This is a genomic window from Stenotrophomonas sp. 22DLJC03 (assembly GCF_056861405.1).
Genome location: NZ_JBSPUG010000003.1, coordinates 105623 through 123424, shown reverse-complemented (window position 1 = coordinate 123424; position 17802 = coordinate 105623). Strand labels below are relative to the sequence as shown.

Genomic DNA, 17802 nt, shown 5'->3' with positions numbered 1-17802 from the left:
ACCCGGCCCTTTCTGCATCAGCCGATCTGCCGCCACTGCCCCGGCTGCAGGTCGTCCAGCCGGTACGGCCCCATCGACGCGCGTACCAGCCGCAGCGTCGGCAGGTTCACCGCCGCGGTCATCCGCCGCACCTGCCGGTTGCGGCCCTCGCGGATCGTGATCGCCAGCCAGCTGTCGGGTACGGTCTTGCGGAAGCGAACCGGCGGATCACGCGTCCACAGCGATGGCGCTGGATCGAGGCGCTCGATCTTCGCCGGCAGGGTCGGCCCGTCATTGAGCACCACGCCCGTACGCAGCTGCTGCAGCTGTTCGTCGCTGGGCATGCCTTCCACCTGCACCCAGTAGGTCTTGTCGGCCTTGTGCTTCGGGTCGGTCAGTTTGTGCGCCAGCGTGCCGTTGTCGGTCAACAGCAGCAGCCCTTCGCTGTCATGGTCCAGGCGCCCGGCGGCATACACGCGCGGCGGCAGGCCGAACCCGGCCAGCGTCGGTCGCGGCGGCACGCTGCGGTCGGTGAACTGGCAGAGCACGTTGAACGGCTTGTTGAAGGCAATCAGCATTGCGGGCACGGCGGGCGGCGGGTGGGGCATTGTCCCACGCCGCGCCACGCGCCACTCAGCTGTAGAGCCGAAGGCAGCAGCAGGAGCCGCTGCCAACGTCGCGCGCGAGGGCACGAAGGGTGCCAGTCAGGACGGCCGGCATAGCCCATGCTCGGCTGCTCTTTCCTGCCGCCGCGATTACGGCAGGCTCAGCCGAGGACCTTCCACTCCAGCAGGAACGAGCCCAGCACCAGTGCGATACCGCACGCCGCTATGACATTGGCCCGGCGCCGCAGGCGAGCTGGTGGCTGACTTGCGCTGCGTGCACGTTCATCCAGCAGGATGCCGGCGAACAGCACTGCAAAACCAACAGCCCCGACCAGGTCATGGGTGTGACCGCCGTAGAACATGAAATCGATCAGCCGCGTCAGCACCAGCACCGCAACGGCGATGCATAGAACCTTCTTCAACAGTCCATGTCCTTGCATACGATTGAATTCCGACGCATGGCCGGCCTTGGGACCAGCCATGCGCCGCACTACGCGCGATGAGCCGAGCATGGGCTCGGCTCCACAGAGTCAACATGCGCCAGCCCGGCACCAGCCCTTACGGCTTGATGAAGCGCAGGGTCATGCGGTCGCTTTCGCCGATTGCCTGGTACTTCGCATCATCGGCCTTGTCGTGCTGGTTGGTCGGCGGCAGCGTCCACACGCCGTTCGGGTGGTCCTTGGTGTCACGCGGGTTGGCGTTGACCTCGCTGCGCGCGTCCAGCTTGAAGCCGGCAGCCTCGGCCATCGCGATCACCTGCTGCTGGCCGACGTAGCCGGTGTCATCGTCGTCGGCCACATCGGCCTTGGCGCGATGCTCGACCACGCCCAGCACGCCGCCTGGCTTGAGCACGTTGAAGAAGCCCTGGAACATGCCCTGCGCCTGGCCGGCCTTGCGCCAGTTGTGCACGTTGCGGAAGGTCAGCACCACGTCAGCTGAATCGGCCGGGCCGAACACCGGCTTGGCCGGATCGTAGGCGACCACGGCGGTCTTGCCGAACTGTGCCGGTGCACCGGCGTACTTCTTTTCCAGGCTGTCGCGGCTGCGCTGCTGGTAGTCACGGCCGCGGCCTTCGGCAACAGCCATCGGGTCGACCACGGCAGCGACGTAATGGCCCTTGTCACGCAGCAACGGCGCCAGGATCTCCGAGTACCAGCCGTTGCCCGGGGTGATCTCGATGACGGTCTTTTCCGGCGCCACCTTGAAGAACGACAGCGTCTGCGCCGGATGACGATAGCCATCGCGCTTGACGTTGTTGGCATCACGGGTCGACGCCTTCACCGCCGCATCGATGGCCGGTGACACCTGGATCTTCGCCGGCGCCACCGTGGCCGGTGCGGCGAACGCGGGAACAGCGGCAAGCAGGGCCGAAGCAAGCAGCAGGCGGCAACCACGCAGGGAAGAGGCAGCAATCATCAGGGCGACTCCAGCGGAAGATGCGGCGAGACTAGCAGTCGCAGCGTCCCAGGTGTTCACAAAACGTTAGCTGCGTGCGCGTCGCGGAACACTGTTTTGTGGTCGCCGCCGCAGCGCGGTCACACAACGCGTTCTATTCTGGAGCACTTCCCCCAAGGAGTCCGTGCCCATGACGGCAACCCGCGAACTGGGCCGTTCCGGCCTGCATGTACGTCCGCTCGCCTTCGGTGGCAATGTGTTCGGCTGGAGCGCCGATGAAAAGGCCAGCTTCGCCCTGCTCGATGCCTTCGTCGACGCCGGCTTCAACCTGGTCGACACCGCCGATGTGTATTCGGCCTGGGTCCCGGGCAATGCCGGCGGCGAATCGGAAACGCTGATCGGCAAGTGGTTTGCCCGCAGCGGCAAGCGCGACAAGGTGGTGCTGGCGACCAAGGTGGCCAAGTGGGCCGAGCGCCCCGGCCTGACCCCGGACAACATCAATGCGGCGGTCGAGGATTCGCTGCGCCGCCTGCAGACCGACGTGATCGATCTGTACCAGGCCCACGAGGATGACGAGTCGACGCCGCTGGAAGCGACCCTGGCCGCGTTCGGCCGCCTGATCGAAGCCGGCAAGGTACGTGCGATCGGTGCCTCCAACTACAGCGCCACGCGCCTGGCCGATGCGCTGAAGGTGTCCACCGACTACAAGCTGCCGCGTTACGAAACCCTGCAGCCCGAATACAACCTGTACGACCGCGCCGGCTACGAGACCGAACTGGAACCGCTGGTGCAGCGCGAGCAGATCGGCGTGATCGGATACTACGCACTGGCCAGTGGCTTCCTCAGCGGCAAGTACCGCACGCCGGCCGATGCGGCCAAGAGCCCGGCGCGTGGCGAAACCGTGGTGAAGCGCTATCTGAATCCGCGTGGCCTGCGCATCCTGCAGGCACTGGATGACGTGGCCAGCAAGCACAATGCCAGCGCTGCGCAGATCGCACTGGCGTGGCAGATCGCGCGACCGTCGATCACCGCGCCGATCGTCAGCGCCACCAGCGTCGAGCAGTTGCACGATCTGCTGGCGGCGGCCAACGTGTCGCTGAGCGTGCAGGATGTCGCGCAGCTGGATGCCGCCAGCACGGAAGCTTGAGACACGGTAGTGCCGGCCGCTGGCCGACATGACACGCGCACCGAAGAAAATAATTGAACAAAATGGTTGCGCACGACTAAATCGTGGTTTATCGTGCGCACCTCGTTTCAACAACCACTGGAAACTTCCCTTGAACGCGCATTCCGTCGCCATCGCCAAACTGCTGCCATGCCTGCGCATGGACGTGCTGGCGCGCGCGTTCGGTAAGGAAGTCCAGCTGACAACGGCCTGATACCCGCCCTGCGGAGATCGGCCACCCCGATCTCCGAGGCCTGACGACGCCCTCGGAACGCAAGTCCCGGGGGCGTTTTCGTTTGCGTCGGCACAAGGACCCGCGATGCCAGAACTGCACCCCGCGCGGCAACCCGCCGCTCACTGACCCAGGTTTTCCCGCCCCGCCGAAGGATTTACTTCGCGCGAGTGGCGACGCCTGGACATTATCTGCATCGCCCCCAAACATTATCGCTCGCGATAATGTCGGTGGTCTGCACCCTCGATTCTCCAACGGTCCCGTTTCCACCACGGGCTGGTGCGCGCGGCGTTGCCGTGGCGTATGCCGGAGGTCGCGGACATGCCATCGCCTGGATCGCCTGCTGGAGGCAGGCACCGGTTCGCCGGTACCTGGTTCGATTCCGCGCGGTCCCCAACTGGATAGCTCAGTAGGGTAGAGCAACGGATCCTGATTCCGTCTGTCGTGGGTTCGACTCCCACTCCAAACCACATGACCTGTCACGTCATGACTTGAAGCAGCACCCGGGGCGCAAGCCCCAGCGGCCATCGTCGCCGTCCCTGCAGACACCCTCGGGCACCGCAGGAACGGCAACGGACCGCACGCCGGGCCCCGGCCCGCCGCCACTGCCAGCCACGTTCCGCACCGGTGCTGCCTGCCGGGAACGGCGATGGCAGCAGTGCCGGTGCACCGAAGGCTCCGCGTACGGACCGTCCGCCGATGGCCGCCCTCTTCCGCCAGCTGCACAAGGTGTGCAGCCAGCCCTGCCACGACCTGATCGACCCGGGTCATGGCATTCATTCCATCGGGTCGAACCACCAGAGCCATACAAGGAGAGACTCCCATGTTCTGGACCATCAAGGTCGTGATCGGCGACGGCGAGCGCGGCCTGGTGTATCGCAACCGTCGTTTCCAGCAGATCCTGCTGCCGGGTGTGCACCGCCTGTCGCTGTTCGGCGGCCGCCCGCAGGTGGACATCCACACCGCATCGAAGGGCGCGGCCTACACCGGCAGCGACCACGACAGCCTGATCGAAGCGCTGGGCGCGACGCTGGACACGCACTTCGTGCTGGCCAACGTCGGCGCCGACGAGGTCGGCCTGTTGCTGCGCAACGGCCGCATCGACGAGGTGCTGCCGCCGGGCAGCCGCCGTCTGTACTGGCGCGGTTCGGTCGACACCCAGGTGCGCGTGCTGGCGCTGGGTGACGAGCCGTACGTGCCGGTGGACGTGCAGCAGCGCCTGGGCCAGCTGGGCGTGCTGCCGCGTGTCGCGGTGATCAGCACGGTGCCGAGCGAGTCGGTCGGCCTGCTGTTCATCGATGGCACGCTGCGGCAGACGCTGGGCGCCGGCCTGCACGCGTTCTGGAACTTCAACGGCAACGTGTCGGTGGAGCGTGTGGAGCTGCGTGCTCGCTCTCTGGACGTGTCCGGCCAGGAGCTGCTGAGCCGCGACAAGGTGACCCTGCGGGTGAACCTGGCCGCGACCGTGCAGGTGGTCGACCCGGTGCGTGCACACCGCACGCTCAGCAATGCCGATGAGTTCATCTATCGGCAGCTGCAGTTCGGCCTGCGCCAGGCGATCGCCGCGCGCAGCCTGGACGAGCTGCTCGGTGACAAGGCGGCGCTGGACGGCGAGATCGCCGCCCATGTGCAGGCCGCGATCGAGGGCTACGGTGTACGCCTGCTCGGCGTCGGCATCAAGGACGTGATCCTGCCGGGCGAGATGAAGGAGATCCTCAACGGTGTGGTGCTGGCCGAGAAGCAGGCCCAGGCCAGCGTGATCCGCCGTCGCGAGGAGGCCAACGCCACGCGTTCGCAGCTCAACACTGCAAAGCTGATCGAGGACAACCCGGTGCTGATGCGCTTGAAGGAGCTGGAGGCACTGGAGAAGGTCACCGAGAAGATCGACAAGCTCACCGTGTTCGGCGGCCTGGATGGCGTGCTGAAGCAACTGGTGACGATCAGGTAGGGGGTCGCGGCGGCGCAGGGACGCGCCGCCGGCCCATCAAGGACAAACACGAAGACATGGACACTCAACACAACTATCAATGGCTGCACGCCGAGGGCACCACGCCGATCAAGGGCTGGGTCAACGGTGTGCCGCTGGAAGCGCAGGCGCATGAGCAGCTGCGCAACATCGCCGCGATCCCGTTCGTCGGGCCGTGGGTGGCGGTGATGCCGGACGTGCACCTGGGCAAGGGCGCCACCGTGGGCTCGGTGATCCCGACCCAGGGCGCGATCATCCCGGCCGCGGTCGGCGTCGACATCGGCTGCGGCATGGCCGCGGTGCGCACTACGTTGCGCGCCAACGATCTGCCTGATGACCTGCGGCAGCTGCGCAACAGCATCGAGCGCAGCATTCCGGTCGGCAACGGCCGTGGCGGCGAGCACCACCGCATGCCCGACAGCATCCACACCCGGCTGGTGCAGTCCGGTCTGGCCGCCGGCCTGGAGAAGATCAAGGACAAGCACCGCAGGATCCGCACCGACAAGCTCGACCGCCAGCTGGGTACGCTGGGTGGCGGCAATCACTTCATCGAACTGTGCCTGGATGAAACAGACACAGTGTGGGTGATGCTGCACAGCGGTTCGCGCGGCACCGGCAACCTGATCGGCACCTACTTCATCGAGAAGGCGCGCGAAGAGCTTGCACGCCGTGTGCTCGGCTTCCACCTGCCGGACAAGGACCTGGCGTTCTTCATGGAAGGCGAGGCGCTGTTCGATGACTACGTCGAGGCGGTGTCGTGGGCGCAGGACTACGCCCGGCACAACCGCGAGGCAATGATGTCGCGCGTGCTGGCCGAGATGCGCCATCGACTGCCGAAGTTCCAGCTGGCAACGATGGCGGTGAACTGCCACCACAACTACGTGCAGAAGGAGACGCACAACGGCCAGGAGCTGCTGGTGACGCGCAAGGGTGCGGTCAGCGCCCGCGAGGGCGAGTTGGGCATCATTCCCGGCAGCATGGGCACGCGCAGCTACATCGTGCGTGGCAAGGGCAACGCGGACAGCTTCCACAGCTGCAGCCACGGTGCCGGCCGGGTAATGAGCCGTGGCGCTGCGCGCCAGCAGATCACGCTGGCCCAGCACCGCGAGGCCACCGCGCATGTGGAATGCCGCAAGGACAGCGGCGTGCTGGATGAGTCGCCGGCCGCGTACAAGTCGATCGACGATGTAATGGCCGCACAGCTGGACCTGGTCGACGTGCTGCACACCCTGCGCCAGGTGCTGTGCGTGAAGGGATGATGGAACGGTGCCGGCCTCGGCCGGCACCTGCTCGACGGGCACGGGCGAATGGATGCCCGGGATCCGTAGCGTCGAGCTTGCTCGACTGCTCTTCCACGCCATGCGTGGATGGAGCGGCGCCGACCAAGGTCGGCGGCTACCGGTGCTGCGATCAACGCGGCACGCTGTCCTCGGCCACCAGCGCATGATGCACGCCGATCCCCGCCCGCACGCCTTCGGCGGCGGCCAGGGTGATGTTGCCTACCGTGGTCGCATCGCCTGCGGCATACACGTTCGGCACCGAGGTCTGCTTCATCATGTCGACCTCGATCAGCACGCCCAGCGGGCTCTCGACCAATGTGCACCCCAGCTGCTGCACCAGCGGCGTGGCCATCGCCTGGGTGGCCGGCACGAACAGCGCACGCTGTGCGATGCGGCGGCCGTCGGCCAGCTCCACTTCCAGCCAGGTCGGTTGGTCGCCGTGTACGCCCAGCACCGGCGAGATCTCGATCCGCACACCGCGCTGCTGCATGGCGGCGTGTTCCTCATCGCTGATCGGCAGGCCCTGGCTGAAGAAGGTGACATTGCCCCAGTCGGCAAACAGCGGCGCCTTGCTGGCCGACATCGGATGTCCGCCAAGGAGGCCGATGGCACCACCACCGACTTCGTAGCCGTGGCAGTACGGGCAGTGCAGCACGGTGCTGCCCCAGCGCTCGGCCAGGCCGGGCAGCTCCGGCAGCTGGTCGACGATGCCGCTGGCCAGCAGCAGCTTGCGCGCGGCCAACACCTGGCCATCGGCGGTACGCACTTCCACGCCTTCGGCGGTGGTGCGGGCGTGCTCCACTTCGGCATGCATCCAGCGCACCGTGGGGTAGTCGAGCAACTGCTGGCGCGCGGTCTTCAGCAGCTCTGCACCACTGATGCCATCCAGCCCCAACACGCCGTGCGAATGGCTGGCGGAGCGATTGCGCGGCAAACCGGCGTCGATGATCGTGACCGGGCGACGCGCGCGCGCCAGGATCAGGCCGGCGGCGATGCCTGCGTAGCTGCCGCCGACGATGAGCACGTCAGGATTCATGGTGAGCTTCCAGGGAGCGGTGATGGGCAAGATGACGGGCGAAGTCGGCGCCGAGCTGGTCCAGCGTGGTTGCCTGCAGCCGCGCTTCGAGCAGGCGCTGCGCCTCGCGTGCACCCTCGAGCAGGGCGCTGTTGACCAGCTGCTGGATCGGGCAGCCACCGCCGGAATCGCGGGCGCCGACCTGCACCAGCGGTGGTGCGCCCACGGCCAGATAGATGTCATGCAGGGTGATCGCTGCGGCATCGCGGGCCAGCTGGCTGCCGCCCCCATGACCGCGGGTGCTGCGCACCAGGCCGGCCTTGTGCAGCTGCGCCAGCAGACGACGGATCACCACCGGGTGGGTCGGCAGGCATGACGCCAGCTGTTCGGACGTGCGCGGCGCGGTGTGGCCGACCAGATGCGCCATCACGTGCAGAGCGTCGGAAAGCGGGTTCGCGGATTTCATGTAACAACAATAGTTACATTTAATTCCCCTGTCGAGAGTCTGCTTTCGTTCCATCTGGACACATCTGTCCTATGAAATAGTTTCTTCACATCACTAAACGAAACGCGAATGTGATGAACATCCCACTTCAGGGCGTGCGCAGCGGGTCGATACCGCAGTGCCCCTTCCCGAGAGTGCTTCCCCATGAATGCGTCTGTCCGTGCTCCGCGCCTGCAGTCCAAGCTGCTCGGCGCGGTTTCCGTTGGTCTGGCCGTGGTCCTCCTGTGTGCTCTGGCCGGCCTCGCCTCCGCCTGGTTGAAACTGTCCACCGAGGTTCCGCCCGAAGTCGCCCACAGCCGCGACGCCGAGCGCCTGCAGCGCGAGTTCCGCGGGCAGGTGCAGGAATGGAAGAACGTACTGCTGCGCGGTCACGACGACGCACTGCGCCAGCGCCACCTGGAGGCGTTCGACAGCGAGGGCCGTCTGGTGGAGCAGCTGGCCAAGGGCCTGGTCAGCAGCCCGGATGCACGCACGCGCGAACTGGCTCAGGCGTTCATCGGCCTGCACGCGCGGCTGCAGCAGGACTATCACGCGGCGCTGCAGGCGTTCGCCGAGGCCAGCTACGATCCCGCCGCCGGCGACAACCTCGTGCGCGGCAAGGACCGCCCGGTGGCAACCGCGCTGGATGCGTTGAGTACGCACGCCACGCAGGTGGCCGAAGCGGCGGTAGCAGCCCGTTCGCAGCAAGCGCGGCAGACGCTGCTGCTGTGCGCGGCGCTGACCGTGCTGGCCGCCGTGCTGCTGCTGATCGGCCTGGGCTGGTGGCTGCGGCGTGCGGTGGTGCAGCCGGTGCTGGCGGTGGAAGCCGCCGCGCGCGCAGTGGCTACCGGCGATCTGCAGCATGTTGTGCAGGTGCGCAGCCGCGATGAGATCGGTCGGCTCGCGCAGGCCATGCAGGCCGTGCAGTCCACGCTGCGCGGTGTGCTCGATGCACAGGCCACGATGGCACAGGCGCATGAAGCCGGCACCATCAGCCACCGCATGGATGCCAGTGCCTTCCCCGGCGCATTCGGCACGATGGTGGCCGACAGCAACGCGCTGGTCGATGCGCACATCCAGGTAAAGCTGCGCGCGATTGCGATCATGGGCCGTTACGCGATCGGTGACCTCAGCCAGGACATGGAACGCCTGCCCGGCGAGAAGGCAGTGATCACCGACGCACTGGATACCGCCAAGGTCAATCTCGGCATGATCAATGGCGAGATCCGCCGCCTGGCCGAAGCCGCTGCCATGGGTGATTTCAGCCAGCGTGGCGACAGCGCGCGCTTCGAGCATGACTTCCGCGCGATGGTCGACGGCTTGAACCGATTGATGCAGGCGACCGAACTGAACCTCGGCGAGGTCTCCAGCATGCTGCGCGCGATTGCCGATGGCCGCCTCGGCGCGCGCATGCACGGCGATTTCCAGGGTGTGTTCGCGCGGATCGCCGGCGATGCCAACACCACTGCCGCCCAGCTGGCGACCATCGTCACCGACATCAAGCACGCCTCCGGCAACATCCACACTGCGGCGGCGGAAATCGCCGCCGGTAACAATGATCTGTCGCGCCGTACCGAGCAGCAGGCGGCCAATCTGGAAGAGACCGCCGCGTCGATGGAAGAACTGACCTCCACCGTGCGCCAGAACGCCGAACATGCGCGCCAGGCCAACCAGCTGGCGATCGGCGCGCATACGGTCGCCTCGCACGGCGGCAGCGTGGTCGGCCAGGTGGTGACGACGATGGGCGCGATCGAAACCTCGTCGCGGCAGATCGCCGAGATCATCAGCGTGATCGATGGCATCGCGTTCCAGACCAACATCCTGGCGTTGAACGCGGCAGTGGAAGCAGCGCGGGCCGGCGAGCAGGGCCGCGGCTTCGCGGTGGTCGCCAGTGAAGTGCGCACGCTGGCGCAGCGCTCGGCGGCGGCCGCGAAGGAGATCAAGGCGTTGATCGAAGCGTCGGTGGAACAGGTCGGGCACGGTGCACAGCGCGTGCGCGAGGCCGGTGACACCATGGCCGAGATCGTGGCGTCGGTGCAGCGTGTGACCGACATCATGGCCGAGATTTCCGCCGCCTCGCAGGAGCAGAGCGCGGGCATCGAACAGGTCAGCCAGACGGTGATCCAGATGGATGGCACCACCCAGCAGAACGCCGCGCTGGTGGAGGAAGCCAGCGCTGCGGCACGCAGCCTGGAACAACAGGCGAACCGGTTGATCGACGCGGTGGATGTGTTCGATCTGTCGACTACGGCGGCAGCGAAGGACGCGTTGGCGCGCGCGGCCTGAGGGATCCGGTTGCCGGCCAGCGGCCGGCACTACCCGTGCGATGAGCGGTAGTGCCGGCCGCTGGCCGGCAACCCCACCACGACCTCAGCGCACGTAATCGCTCTGCGCCATCGCGTCGGCCAGGTAATCCACGAACGAGCTGATCCGCGACGATACGGCGGTGTTGCGGTAGTACACCGCATGGATCGGCTGGTACACATCCAGCGTCTGCGCCGCCAGCACCTGCACCAGGGTGCCGGCGCTGCGGTCGCGATCGGTGACGAAGTCGGACAGGCAGGTGATGCCCACACCTTCCACCGCCAGCCGGCGCAACGTCTCGCCACTGGACACGGCGATATCCGGCCGCACCAGCAGCAGCCCATCCGATTCTCCGGGCAACGGCCAGCGGTTGAGCGACTCCGGCTCGTTGAAGCTGAGCAGCGTGTGCTGGCCCAGTGCGGCGACGCTGGCCGGTTCCCCATGCATGGCCAGGTAGGCCGGGCTGGCCACCAGCCGCAGCTGGCAGCGGCCCAGCAGCCGCGCATGCAGGGTGGAGTCGGCCAGCGGGCCGATCCGGATCGCCAGATCGGTGCGCCGTTCGAGCAGGTCGATGTAGCGGTCGGAGCTGTTCAGTTCCAGCTGCACTTCCGGGTAACGCGCGCGATAGCCGGCCACCAGCGGCGCGATCACGTGCAGCACGAACGGCATCGCCGCATCCACGCGCAGGCGCCCTGCCGGGCGCTCGCGGCGCGCCGCCATCTGTTCCTCGGCCGATTCCACCGCGTCGATGATCGCGCGCGCATGGCGCAGGAACGCCTCGCCCTCGGCGGTCAGGTGCAGGCGGCGGGTGGTGCGGGTCAGCAGGGTGATCCCCAACTTGTCCTCCAGCCGCCCCAGGGCGCGGCTCACGCCCGAGGGCGTCTGCCCCAGCTGCTCGGCGGCGGCACTGATCGAGCCGCTGTCGATCACCGAAAGGAACGCCTGCATTTCATCGAGAGTGGTCTTCATGTCCCTATTATTGACTGCACGGCAATAGTGATTGGCGTGAAGACCGGTTTTTCGGCAAAGGTCGGCGGCGCAGACTGCGCAGCCTCTTCCTCCTGCTGGACCCTGTCATGACCCGTGGCATTCCCCTCGCCCTGCTGGCGTTGACCCTCGGTGCCTTCGCCATCGGCACCACCGAATTCGTCATCGTCGGCCTGATCCCGACCATCGCCGGCGACCTGCAGGTCAGCCTGCCCTCGGCCGGCCTGCTGGTCTCGCTGTACGCGCTGGGTGTGGCCATCGGTGCGCCGGTGCTGACTGCGCTGACCGGACGCGTACCGCGCAAGCAACTGCTGGTGGCACTGATGGTGTTGTTCACGCTCGGCAATGTCGTCGCCTGGATGGCACCCGGCTATACCTCGCTGATCATCGCCCGCATCCTGACCGGCCTGGCGCACGGCGTGTTCTTCTCGATCGGCGCGATCATCGCCACCGCCGTGGTACCGAAGGAGAAGGCAGCCAGCGCGATCGCCATCATGTTCACCGGCCTGACCGTGGCACTGGTGACCGGCGTGCCGCTGGGCACCTTCATCGGCCAGCATCTGGGCTGGCGCGCGACCTTCCTGGCGGTGGCCGGCCTCGGCGTGGTCGCCCTTATCGGCGCGCTGTTGTTCGTTCCGCGCAACCTGCCGCAGAGTGCGCCGGCCAGCCTTCGCCAACAGCTGGCCGTGCTCGGCCAGCCGCGCCTGCTGCTGGTCTATGCGATGACCGCGCTGGGCTACGGTGGCACCTTCCTGGCCTTCACCTATCTGGCGCCGATCCTGCAGGACGTCACCGGCCTTCCGGCCAACGCCGTGAGCCTGGTGCTGCTGGTGTACGGCGTGTCGGTGGCGATCGGCAACCTGTGGGGCGGGCGCATGGCCGACCGCTTGGGTCCAGTGCCCGCGCTGAAGCGCATCTTCGGACTGCTGGCATTGGTGTTGTTCGTCCTCACGTTCACTGCCTACAACACCTGGTTGATGCTGCTGACGGTGCTGGCGCTGGGCGCGGTAGCGTTCGGCAACGTGCCCGGCCTGCAGGTCTACGTGGTCAAGCAGGCGCAGCGCTATGCGCCGCAGGCGGCCGACGTGGCCTCGGGCCTGAACATCGCCGCGTTCAACGTCGGCATCGCGATGGGCGCCTCGCTGGGCGGCCTGGTGGTGGAGCACATCGGCCTGATGCATACGCCCTGGCTGGGCGCGCTGGTGGTCGTACTGGCCTACGCGCTGACCGTGCTCAGTGGCCGCCTCGACCGCCGCGATGGCGTCGACCACCGCGCCGACGGTATTGCCGCCACCGCGCATTGATCCATGCAATGCACCGTTGCCGGCATGCATACGGTGCCTGTCCTACCCTCTTCCCTCTGCTACTCCCTTCCCCCCGTTGGAGCTTCCCATGACTGTCCCCGCTTTCGGTCTCGGCACCTTCCGCCTCAAAGACCAGACCGTGATCGACTCGGTGCGCAATGCGCTGGAGGTCGGTTACCGCGCCATTGATACCGCGCAGATCTACGGCAACGAAGCCGAAGTCGGCCAGGCCATCGCCGAGTCCGGCGTGCCGCGTGATGATCTGTACCTGACCACCAAGGTGTGGATCACCGAGTTCAAGCGCGATGCGCTGCTGGCCAGCCTGCGCATCAGCCTGGAGAAGCTGCGCACTGACCGCGTCGACCTGGCGCTGATCCACTGGCCGTCACCGAATGACAAGGTCGATGTGCCGATGGAGGAATACCTGCCAGCACTGGCCGAGGCCAAGGCGCAGGGGCTGACCAAGGCGATCGGCATCTCCAATTTCACCATCGCGCAGACCCGCAAGGCGATCGAGATCCTCGGTGCCGAAGCCATCGCCACCAACCAGATCGAGATCCACCCGTACCTGCAGAACCGCCTGCTGGTGAAGTTCCTGCAGGACAACGGTATCCACATCACCGCCTACATGAGCCTGGCTTATGGCGAAGTGCTGAAGGACCCGGTGATCCAGGCCATTGCCGGCCGTCACCAGGCCACCCCGGCGCAGGTTGCGCTGGCCTGGGCGCTGCAGCAGGGCTTCTCGGTCATTCCGTCGTCGACCAAGCGCGAAAACCTGGCAGCCAATCTGGAAGCAGCGGCCGTGCGCCTGACCGAGGAGGACATGGCGCAGATCGCCAAGCTGGATCGCGGCCATCGCCTGGCGAATCCGGAAGGGATTGCCCCGGCCTGGGATTGAGGCCATCCGCGGTTACGGATCGGAATCGGTAGGTGCCGACCTTGGTCGGCACTGACCTCTGATCGATCATTGAAACACCGTGCGGACCAAGGTCCGCACCCACCAGAAGCGGCTTTGGTCTACTCCTGTAGCAACCACTCGCGCATCGCTGCACTCACTTCATCTGGTTTCTCCATCGGTGCCAGGTGCCCGCAATCGGGCACCACCACCAGCTGCGAGTGCGGCACCATCGCATGCATCTCTTCGCTCACTACCAGCGGCGTGATGCGGTCATTCGCACCGCAGAGGATCAGCAGCGGATCGCGGTACCCGGCCAGCACATCGTGGCCATCACGGCGTTCCAGCGCACTCTGGCGCAGGAAGACTTCCGCGCCCATGCGGGCGGTCATATCACGCACACGCTGCACCAGCACGTAGTCGTCCAGCCGCGAGGCGTCGATGTAGCTGCGCATCAGCGCGTCACCGAAGCCGTGGAACTTCCCCGGCAGGCGCACGCTGGCACGTTGGCTGCGGCGCTGCTCGGCACGTTCCGGTGAATCGGCGTGGATCGAGGTGTCGATCAGCGCCAGCTGCAGCACACGTTCCGGAGCGATGCGCAGGACCTGCTGGGCGACGAAACCGCCCAGCGAGAAACCGGCCAGCGCAAAGCGCTCGGGCGCTTGCGCCAACACGTCCTCGGCCACTGCCTGCAGGGTTTCACCACGGGTCTGGTCGCCCACCGTGCATTCGGCGATGTCGGCCAAGTCGGCCAACTGCGCGCGCCACAGCTCGGCATCGTTGAGCAGGCCGGGTAGCAGCAACAGGGGGATACGGTCGGTCATGGGGGTATTGTCGCGCCATCACGGTGACGGAGCCATGCCGCAACGGATGATTGCGTTGTAGAGTCGGGCAAGCTCGATCCCACGATACGGACGCGACCATGGCAGACCCCTACAACAGCGGCACCCCCTCCCCGCCCGCGCTGCGCTTCGACGACTCGCTGGTCACCACCGCCTTCGAGCTGCCCGGCCATCGCGTCGTGCGCAATCTGGGCGTGGTGCGCGGCATCACCGTGCGCTCGCGTTCGATCGTCGGCAATTTCCTTGGTGGCATCCAGACGATCTTCGGCGGCAACATCACCATCTACACCGAACTGTGCGAACAGGCCCGCGAGGAAACCTACCGCGACATGGTCAAGCACGCGCGGCAGCTGGGCGCCAACGCGATCATCGGCATGCGCTACGACGCCACCGATGTGATGACCGGGCTGACCGAGGTGCTGTGCTATGGCACTGCGGTGGTGGTGGAACCGGTGCGTTGAATCCGATGTTCCGCCGGGCATGGCCCGGCGCTACCGTCACGGTCACGCCACCGGCGGGACGTCGGGGACTTCCACCTGCTGCACCGGCAGGGTCACCATCATCACCGTCGGGTCGTCCGGATCGAGTTTGGTCTTGAAGCCCAGGCTCTGGCACATCGCCAGCATGGTGCTGTTCTCGCGCAGCACCTGGCCTTCGACCACGTCCAGGCCCAGCCACTTGGCGTACTCGATCATGATCGCCATCAGGCGCCAGCCGATGCCGTGGCCTTTCAGGTCCGAGCGGATCAGGATGCCGTACTCGCCGCGGTGGTAGTCGGCGTCGGCATGCAGCCGCACCGCGCCCAGCATTTCGCCGCTGCGCGGTTCGATCGCCACCAGCGCGATCGAGCGTGCGTAGTCGAGCTGGGTCAGGCGCGCGATGAACTCGTGGCTGAAGTGCTTCACCGACTGGAAGAAACGCAGGCGCAGGTCCTCGTCGCTGACGCGGGCGAAGAACGCACGGAACAGCGCATCGTCTTCCGGCCGCACTGGGCGCACGAAGGCACGGCCACCGTCTGACAGCTCGATGGTGCGCTCCCACTCCTTCGGGTACGGGAACACCGAGAAGCGCGGATGGCCACGGCCCTTGTGTAGGATGCGCGACGGTGCCACCGCCACGCGGGCGTCGAGGGCGAGGATGCCTTTGCTGTCGACCAGCAGCGGGTTGATGTCCAGCGTACGCACTTCGGGGATGTCGGCGGCCAGCTGCGCCAGCTTCACCAGCGCCAGCGCCAGTGCGCGCTCATCGGCGGCGGGTACATCGCCATAGGCCTTGAGGATGCGCGAGGCGCGGGTCTGGCCGATCAGTTCATGGGCCAGGCGCAGGTCCAATGGCGGCAACGCCAGTGCCTTGTCGTTGATCACTTCGACCGCGGTACCACCACGACCGACCACGATTACCGGGCCGAACGTCGCGTCATCAGCGATACCGACGATGATCTCGCGCGCCTTCGGGCGAACGATGGTCGGCTGTACCAGCAGGCCATCGATGCGCGCATCCGGCCGCAGCTGGCGTGCGCGCGACAGGATCGTATGGGCCGCACTCTGCACCGCCGGCAGCGTCGCCAGGTTCAGGCGTACACCATCCACTTCGGACTTGTGCGGAATATCCGGCGACAGAATCTTCAGTGCGACCGTGGCACCGCGTTCCAGCAGCGGCTGTGCCAGGTCCATCGCCTCGTGCGCATCGCGTGCATGCATCACCGGCGCGGAAGGAATGCCGTAGGCCTTCAGCAGTTCATGCGTGGCCAGCGGGTCCAGCCACTGCTGGCCGTTGGCCAGCGCGGCATCAACCAGCGCGCGTGCGGCCGCCGCATCCACGCTGAAGTCCTGCGGCAGGCTGGGCGGTGTTTCCATCAGCGCGTTCTGCGCTTCGCGGTAACGCACCAGATGCTGGAAGCCACGTACTGCCTCCGCCTCGGTCGGATAGGTCGGCACCCGCGCCGCGTTGAGCGTGGCGGTTGCCTGGTCATCGTTGCCCAGCCACACAGCGAACACCGGCTTGTCGCGGTGTTGGCGCGGGCGCAGGCCCAGCGTGCGGGTCAGTGCTTGTGCGGCGTCGGCCGACGAGGTGAATGCGGTCGGCACATTGACCACCATCACCGCGTCGTTCTCGTTGTCGGCCAGCAGCGCTTCGATGGCCGCGGCATAGCGATCACCATCCGCGTCAACCACGATGTCGACCGGATTGCTGCGCGACCAGCCCTGCGGCAGCACCGCGTCGAGTTTCTCCACCGTGCTGTCAGACAGGTTGGCCAGCGTGCCACGCAATGCGATCAGCTGGTCCACGGCAAGGCGCCCAACGCCGCCACCGTTGCTGAGGATGGCCAAGCGGCGGCCCGGGAACGTCCCCAGCCGTCCCAGCGACTCGGCGGCGGTGAACAGCTCATCCAGCGCGCTCACGCGCAGCAGGCCGGCACGGTTGAACGCCGCTCCGTAGACATCGTCGGCACGGGCCAGCGCCTGCACATGGGTATCGCGGCTGCCCGGCTGCACACGCTCGGCGCGGCCGGACTTCACCACCACCACCGGCTTGGCACGAGCGGCGGCACGCGCAGCCGACATGAACTTGCGCGCGTCCTTGATCTGCTCCACGTAGAGCAGGATGGCGCGGGTACGGTAGTCGGTGGCGAAGTAATCGAGCAGGTCGCCGAAATCCACGTCCAATGTGTCGCCCAACGACACAACGGCGGAGAAGCCGACCGAGCGCGCCACGCCCCACTCCACCAGCGCGGCGGCAATGGCGGAGGATTCGGAGATCAGCGCGAGGTCGCCGGCCTGCGGGAAATGTGCGGCGATGCTGGCATTGAGCCGTGCATGCGGTGCGATCACGCCCAGGCAGTGCGGGCCAAGGATGCGCAGGCCATGCTTGCGCGCGACCGCTTCAACCTGCGCCGACAACGAGCCCGGGCCTTCGCCGAGGTGCGCGGTCAGGATGATCGCCGACTGCACGCCGCGCTCGGCGGCGGTGCGTATCACCTGCGGCACGATCGCCGCCGGGGCGGTGATCACCACCAGCTCGGGCACCCAGTCCAGGTCCTTCAACCGCTTGACCGTGCGGATGCCATCGATCTCGGCGTGCCGCGGGTTGATCCACGCCACCTTGCCGGGGAAGCCGGTGCCGCGCAGGTTACGCATCACCGCGCGGCCGGCCGAGCGCTCACGTGGGCTGCCGCCGATCACCGCGACCGACTGCGGACGGAACACAGACTGCAGGTGGTAGGTACTCATGCGCCTACGGTACACGCACCGGCGCGCCAGGCGCATGATCCAGCGCAAGTCCGCCTGTCTCCGGGGTCGGATCCCTTCGCGCAGAGAAGGGCTCTGTCCCCTGCGTGCCGACCAAGGTC

15 protein-coding genes and 1 tRNA gene are annotated in these 17802 nt (G+C 66.9%); 8 read left to right on the top strand and 8 right to left on the bottom strand.

Annotated elements, in window-relative coordinates:
* Positions 1 to 17: 17 nt before the first annotated feature.
* From AC13GA_RS11260 to AC13GA_RS11250, 3 genes are all read right to left on the bottom strand, one after another.
* Complete coding sequence (locus AC13GA_RS11260; protein ID WP_046983506.1) at positions 18 to 557, bottom strand: pseudouridine synthase; 540 nt, start codon at positions 555 to 557, stop codon at positions 18 to 20.
* A 188-nt stretch (positions 558 to 745) separates the two neighbouring features.
* Complete coding sequence (locus AC13GA_RS11255; protein WP_482998142.1) at positions 746 to 1096, bottom strand: hypothetical protein; 351 nt, start codon at positions 1094 to 1096, stop codon at positions 746 to 748.
* Between the two features lie 46 nt (positions 1097 to 1142).
* Positions 1143 to 2000 carry a class I SAM-dependent methyltransferase gene (locus tag AC13GA_RS11250; RefSeq protein WP_482998141.1) on the bottom strand — a complete coding sequence of 286 codons (858 nt, stop codon included), beginning with the start codon at positions 1998 to 2000 and terminating at the stop codon, positions 1143 to 1145.
* A 169-nt stretch (positions 2001 to 2169) separates the two neighbouring features.
* Between AC13GA_RS11250 and AC13GA_RS11245 the strand changes: the two genes are divergently transcribed.
* The 4 genes from AC13GA_RS11245 (at position 2170) to AC13GA_RS11230 (ending at position 6601) form a co-directional block, all read left to right on the top strand.
* The gene (locus AC13GA_RS11245; protein WP_428709516.1) at positions 2170 to 3126 is read left to right on the top strand and encodes an aldo/keto reductase; all 957 of its coding nucleotides are present in this window, start codon (positions 2170 to 2172) and stop codon (positions 3124 to 3126) included.
* 647 nt (positions 3127 to 3773) lie between these two features.
* Positions 3774 to 3846: transfer RNA gene (locus tag AC13GA_RS11240), tRNA-Gln, on the top strand.
* A gap of 353 nt (positions 3847 to 4199) precedes the next feature.
* The gene (locus AC13GA_RS11235; protein WP_482998140.1) at positions 4200 to 5324 is read left to right on the top strand and encodes a slipin family protein; all 1125 of its coding nucleotides are present in this window, start codon (positions 4200 to 4202) and stop codon (positions 5322 to 5324) included.
* 56 nt (positions 5325 to 5380) lie between these two features.
* Positions 5381 to 6601 carry an RtcB family protein gene (locus tag AC13GA_RS11230; protein WP_482998139.1) on the top strand — a complete coding sequence of 407 codons (1221 nt, stop codon included), beginning with the start codon at positions 5381 to 5383 and terminating at the stop codon, positions 6599 to 6601.
* A gap of 151 nt (positions 6602 to 6752) precedes the next feature.
* Here AC13GA_RS11230 and AC13GA_RS11225 read toward each other — a convergent pair whose 3' ends face one another.
* Positions 6753 to 7658, bottom strand: coding sequence for an NAD(P)/FAD-dependent oxidoreductase (locus AC13GA_RS11225; protein ID WP_482998138.1), 906 nt, complete (start codon positions 7656 to 7658; stop codon positions 6753 to 6755).
* Positions 7648 to 8103, bottom strand: coding sequence for an Rrf2 family transcriptional regulator (locus AC13GA_RS11220; RefSeq protein ID WP_482998137.1), 456 nt, complete (start codon positions 8101 to 8103; stop codon positions 7648 to 7650). The genes AC13GA_RS11225 and AC13GA_RS11220 overlap by 11 nt, the downstream gene beginning before the upstream one ends.
* Before the next feature lie 183 nt (positions 8104 to 8286).
* Here AC13GA_RS11220 and AC13GA_RS11215 point away from each other — a divergent pair, with 183 nt between their 5' ends.
* Entirely contained in the window at positions 8287 to 10407 is a 2121-nt protein-coding gene (locus tag AC13GA_RS11215; RefSeq protein WP_482998136.1) for a methyl-accepting chemotaxis protein, read from the top strand.
* Between the two features lie 84 nt (positions 10408 to 10491).
* Here the strand turns inward: AC13GA_RS11215 and AC13GA_RS11210 are convergent, their stop codons facing one another.
* The gene (locus tag AC13GA_RS11210) at positions 10492 to 11394 is read right to left on the bottom strand and encodes a LysR substrate-binding domain-containing protein (protein WP_046983498.1); all 903 of its coding nucleotides are present in this window, start codon (positions 11392 to 11394) and stop codon (positions 10492 to 10494) included.
* Between the two features lie 107 nt (positions 11395 to 11501).
* Between AC13GA_RS11210 and AC13GA_RS11205 the strand changes: the two genes are divergently transcribed.
* Positions 11502 to 12716, top strand: a complete 1215-nt coding sequence (locus AC13GA_RS11205; RefSeq protein ID WP_136639703.1) for an MFS transporter — start codon at positions 11502 to 11504, stop codon at positions 12714 to 12716.
* 88 nt (positions 12717 to 12804) lie between these two features.
* Positions 12805 to 13614: a 2,5-didehydrogluconate reductase DkgB gene (gene dkgB, locus AC13GA_RS11200; protein WP_046983496.1), complete on the top strand. Its 810-nt coding sequence runs from the start codon at positions 12805 to 12807 to the stop codon at positions 13612 to 13614.
* A 119-nt stretch (positions 13615 to 13733) separates the two neighbouring features.
* Here dkgB and AC13GA_RS11195 read toward each other — a convergent pair whose 3' ends face one another.
* On the bottom strand, positions 13734 to 14435 hold the full coding sequence (locus tag AC13GA_RS11195; protein ID WP_136639701.1) for an alpha/beta fold hydrolase: 702 nt from the start codon (positions 14433 to 14435) through the stop codon (positions 13734 to 13736).
* Between the two features lie 98 nt (positions 14436 to 14533).
* Between AC13GA_RS11195 and AC13GA_RS11190 the strand changes: the two genes are divergently transcribed.
* The gene (locus tag AC13GA_RS11190; RefSeq protein ID WP_136639700.1) at positions 14534 to 14914 is read left to right on the top strand and encodes a YbjQ family protein; all 381 of its coding nucleotides are present in this window, start codon (positions 14534 to 14536) and stop codon (positions 14912 to 14914) included.
* Positions 14915 to 14956: 42 nt separating this feature from the next.
* Here AC13GA_RS11190 and AC13GA_RS11185 read toward each other — a convergent pair whose 3' ends face one another.
* On the bottom strand, positions 14957 to 17683 hold the full coding sequence (locus AC13GA_RS11185) for a bifunctional acetate--CoA ligase family protein/GNAT family N-acetyltransferase (protein WP_482998135.1): 2727 nt from the start codon (positions 17681 to 17683) through the stop codon (positions 14957 to 14959).
* Positions 17684 to 17802: the final 119 nt, after the last annotated feature.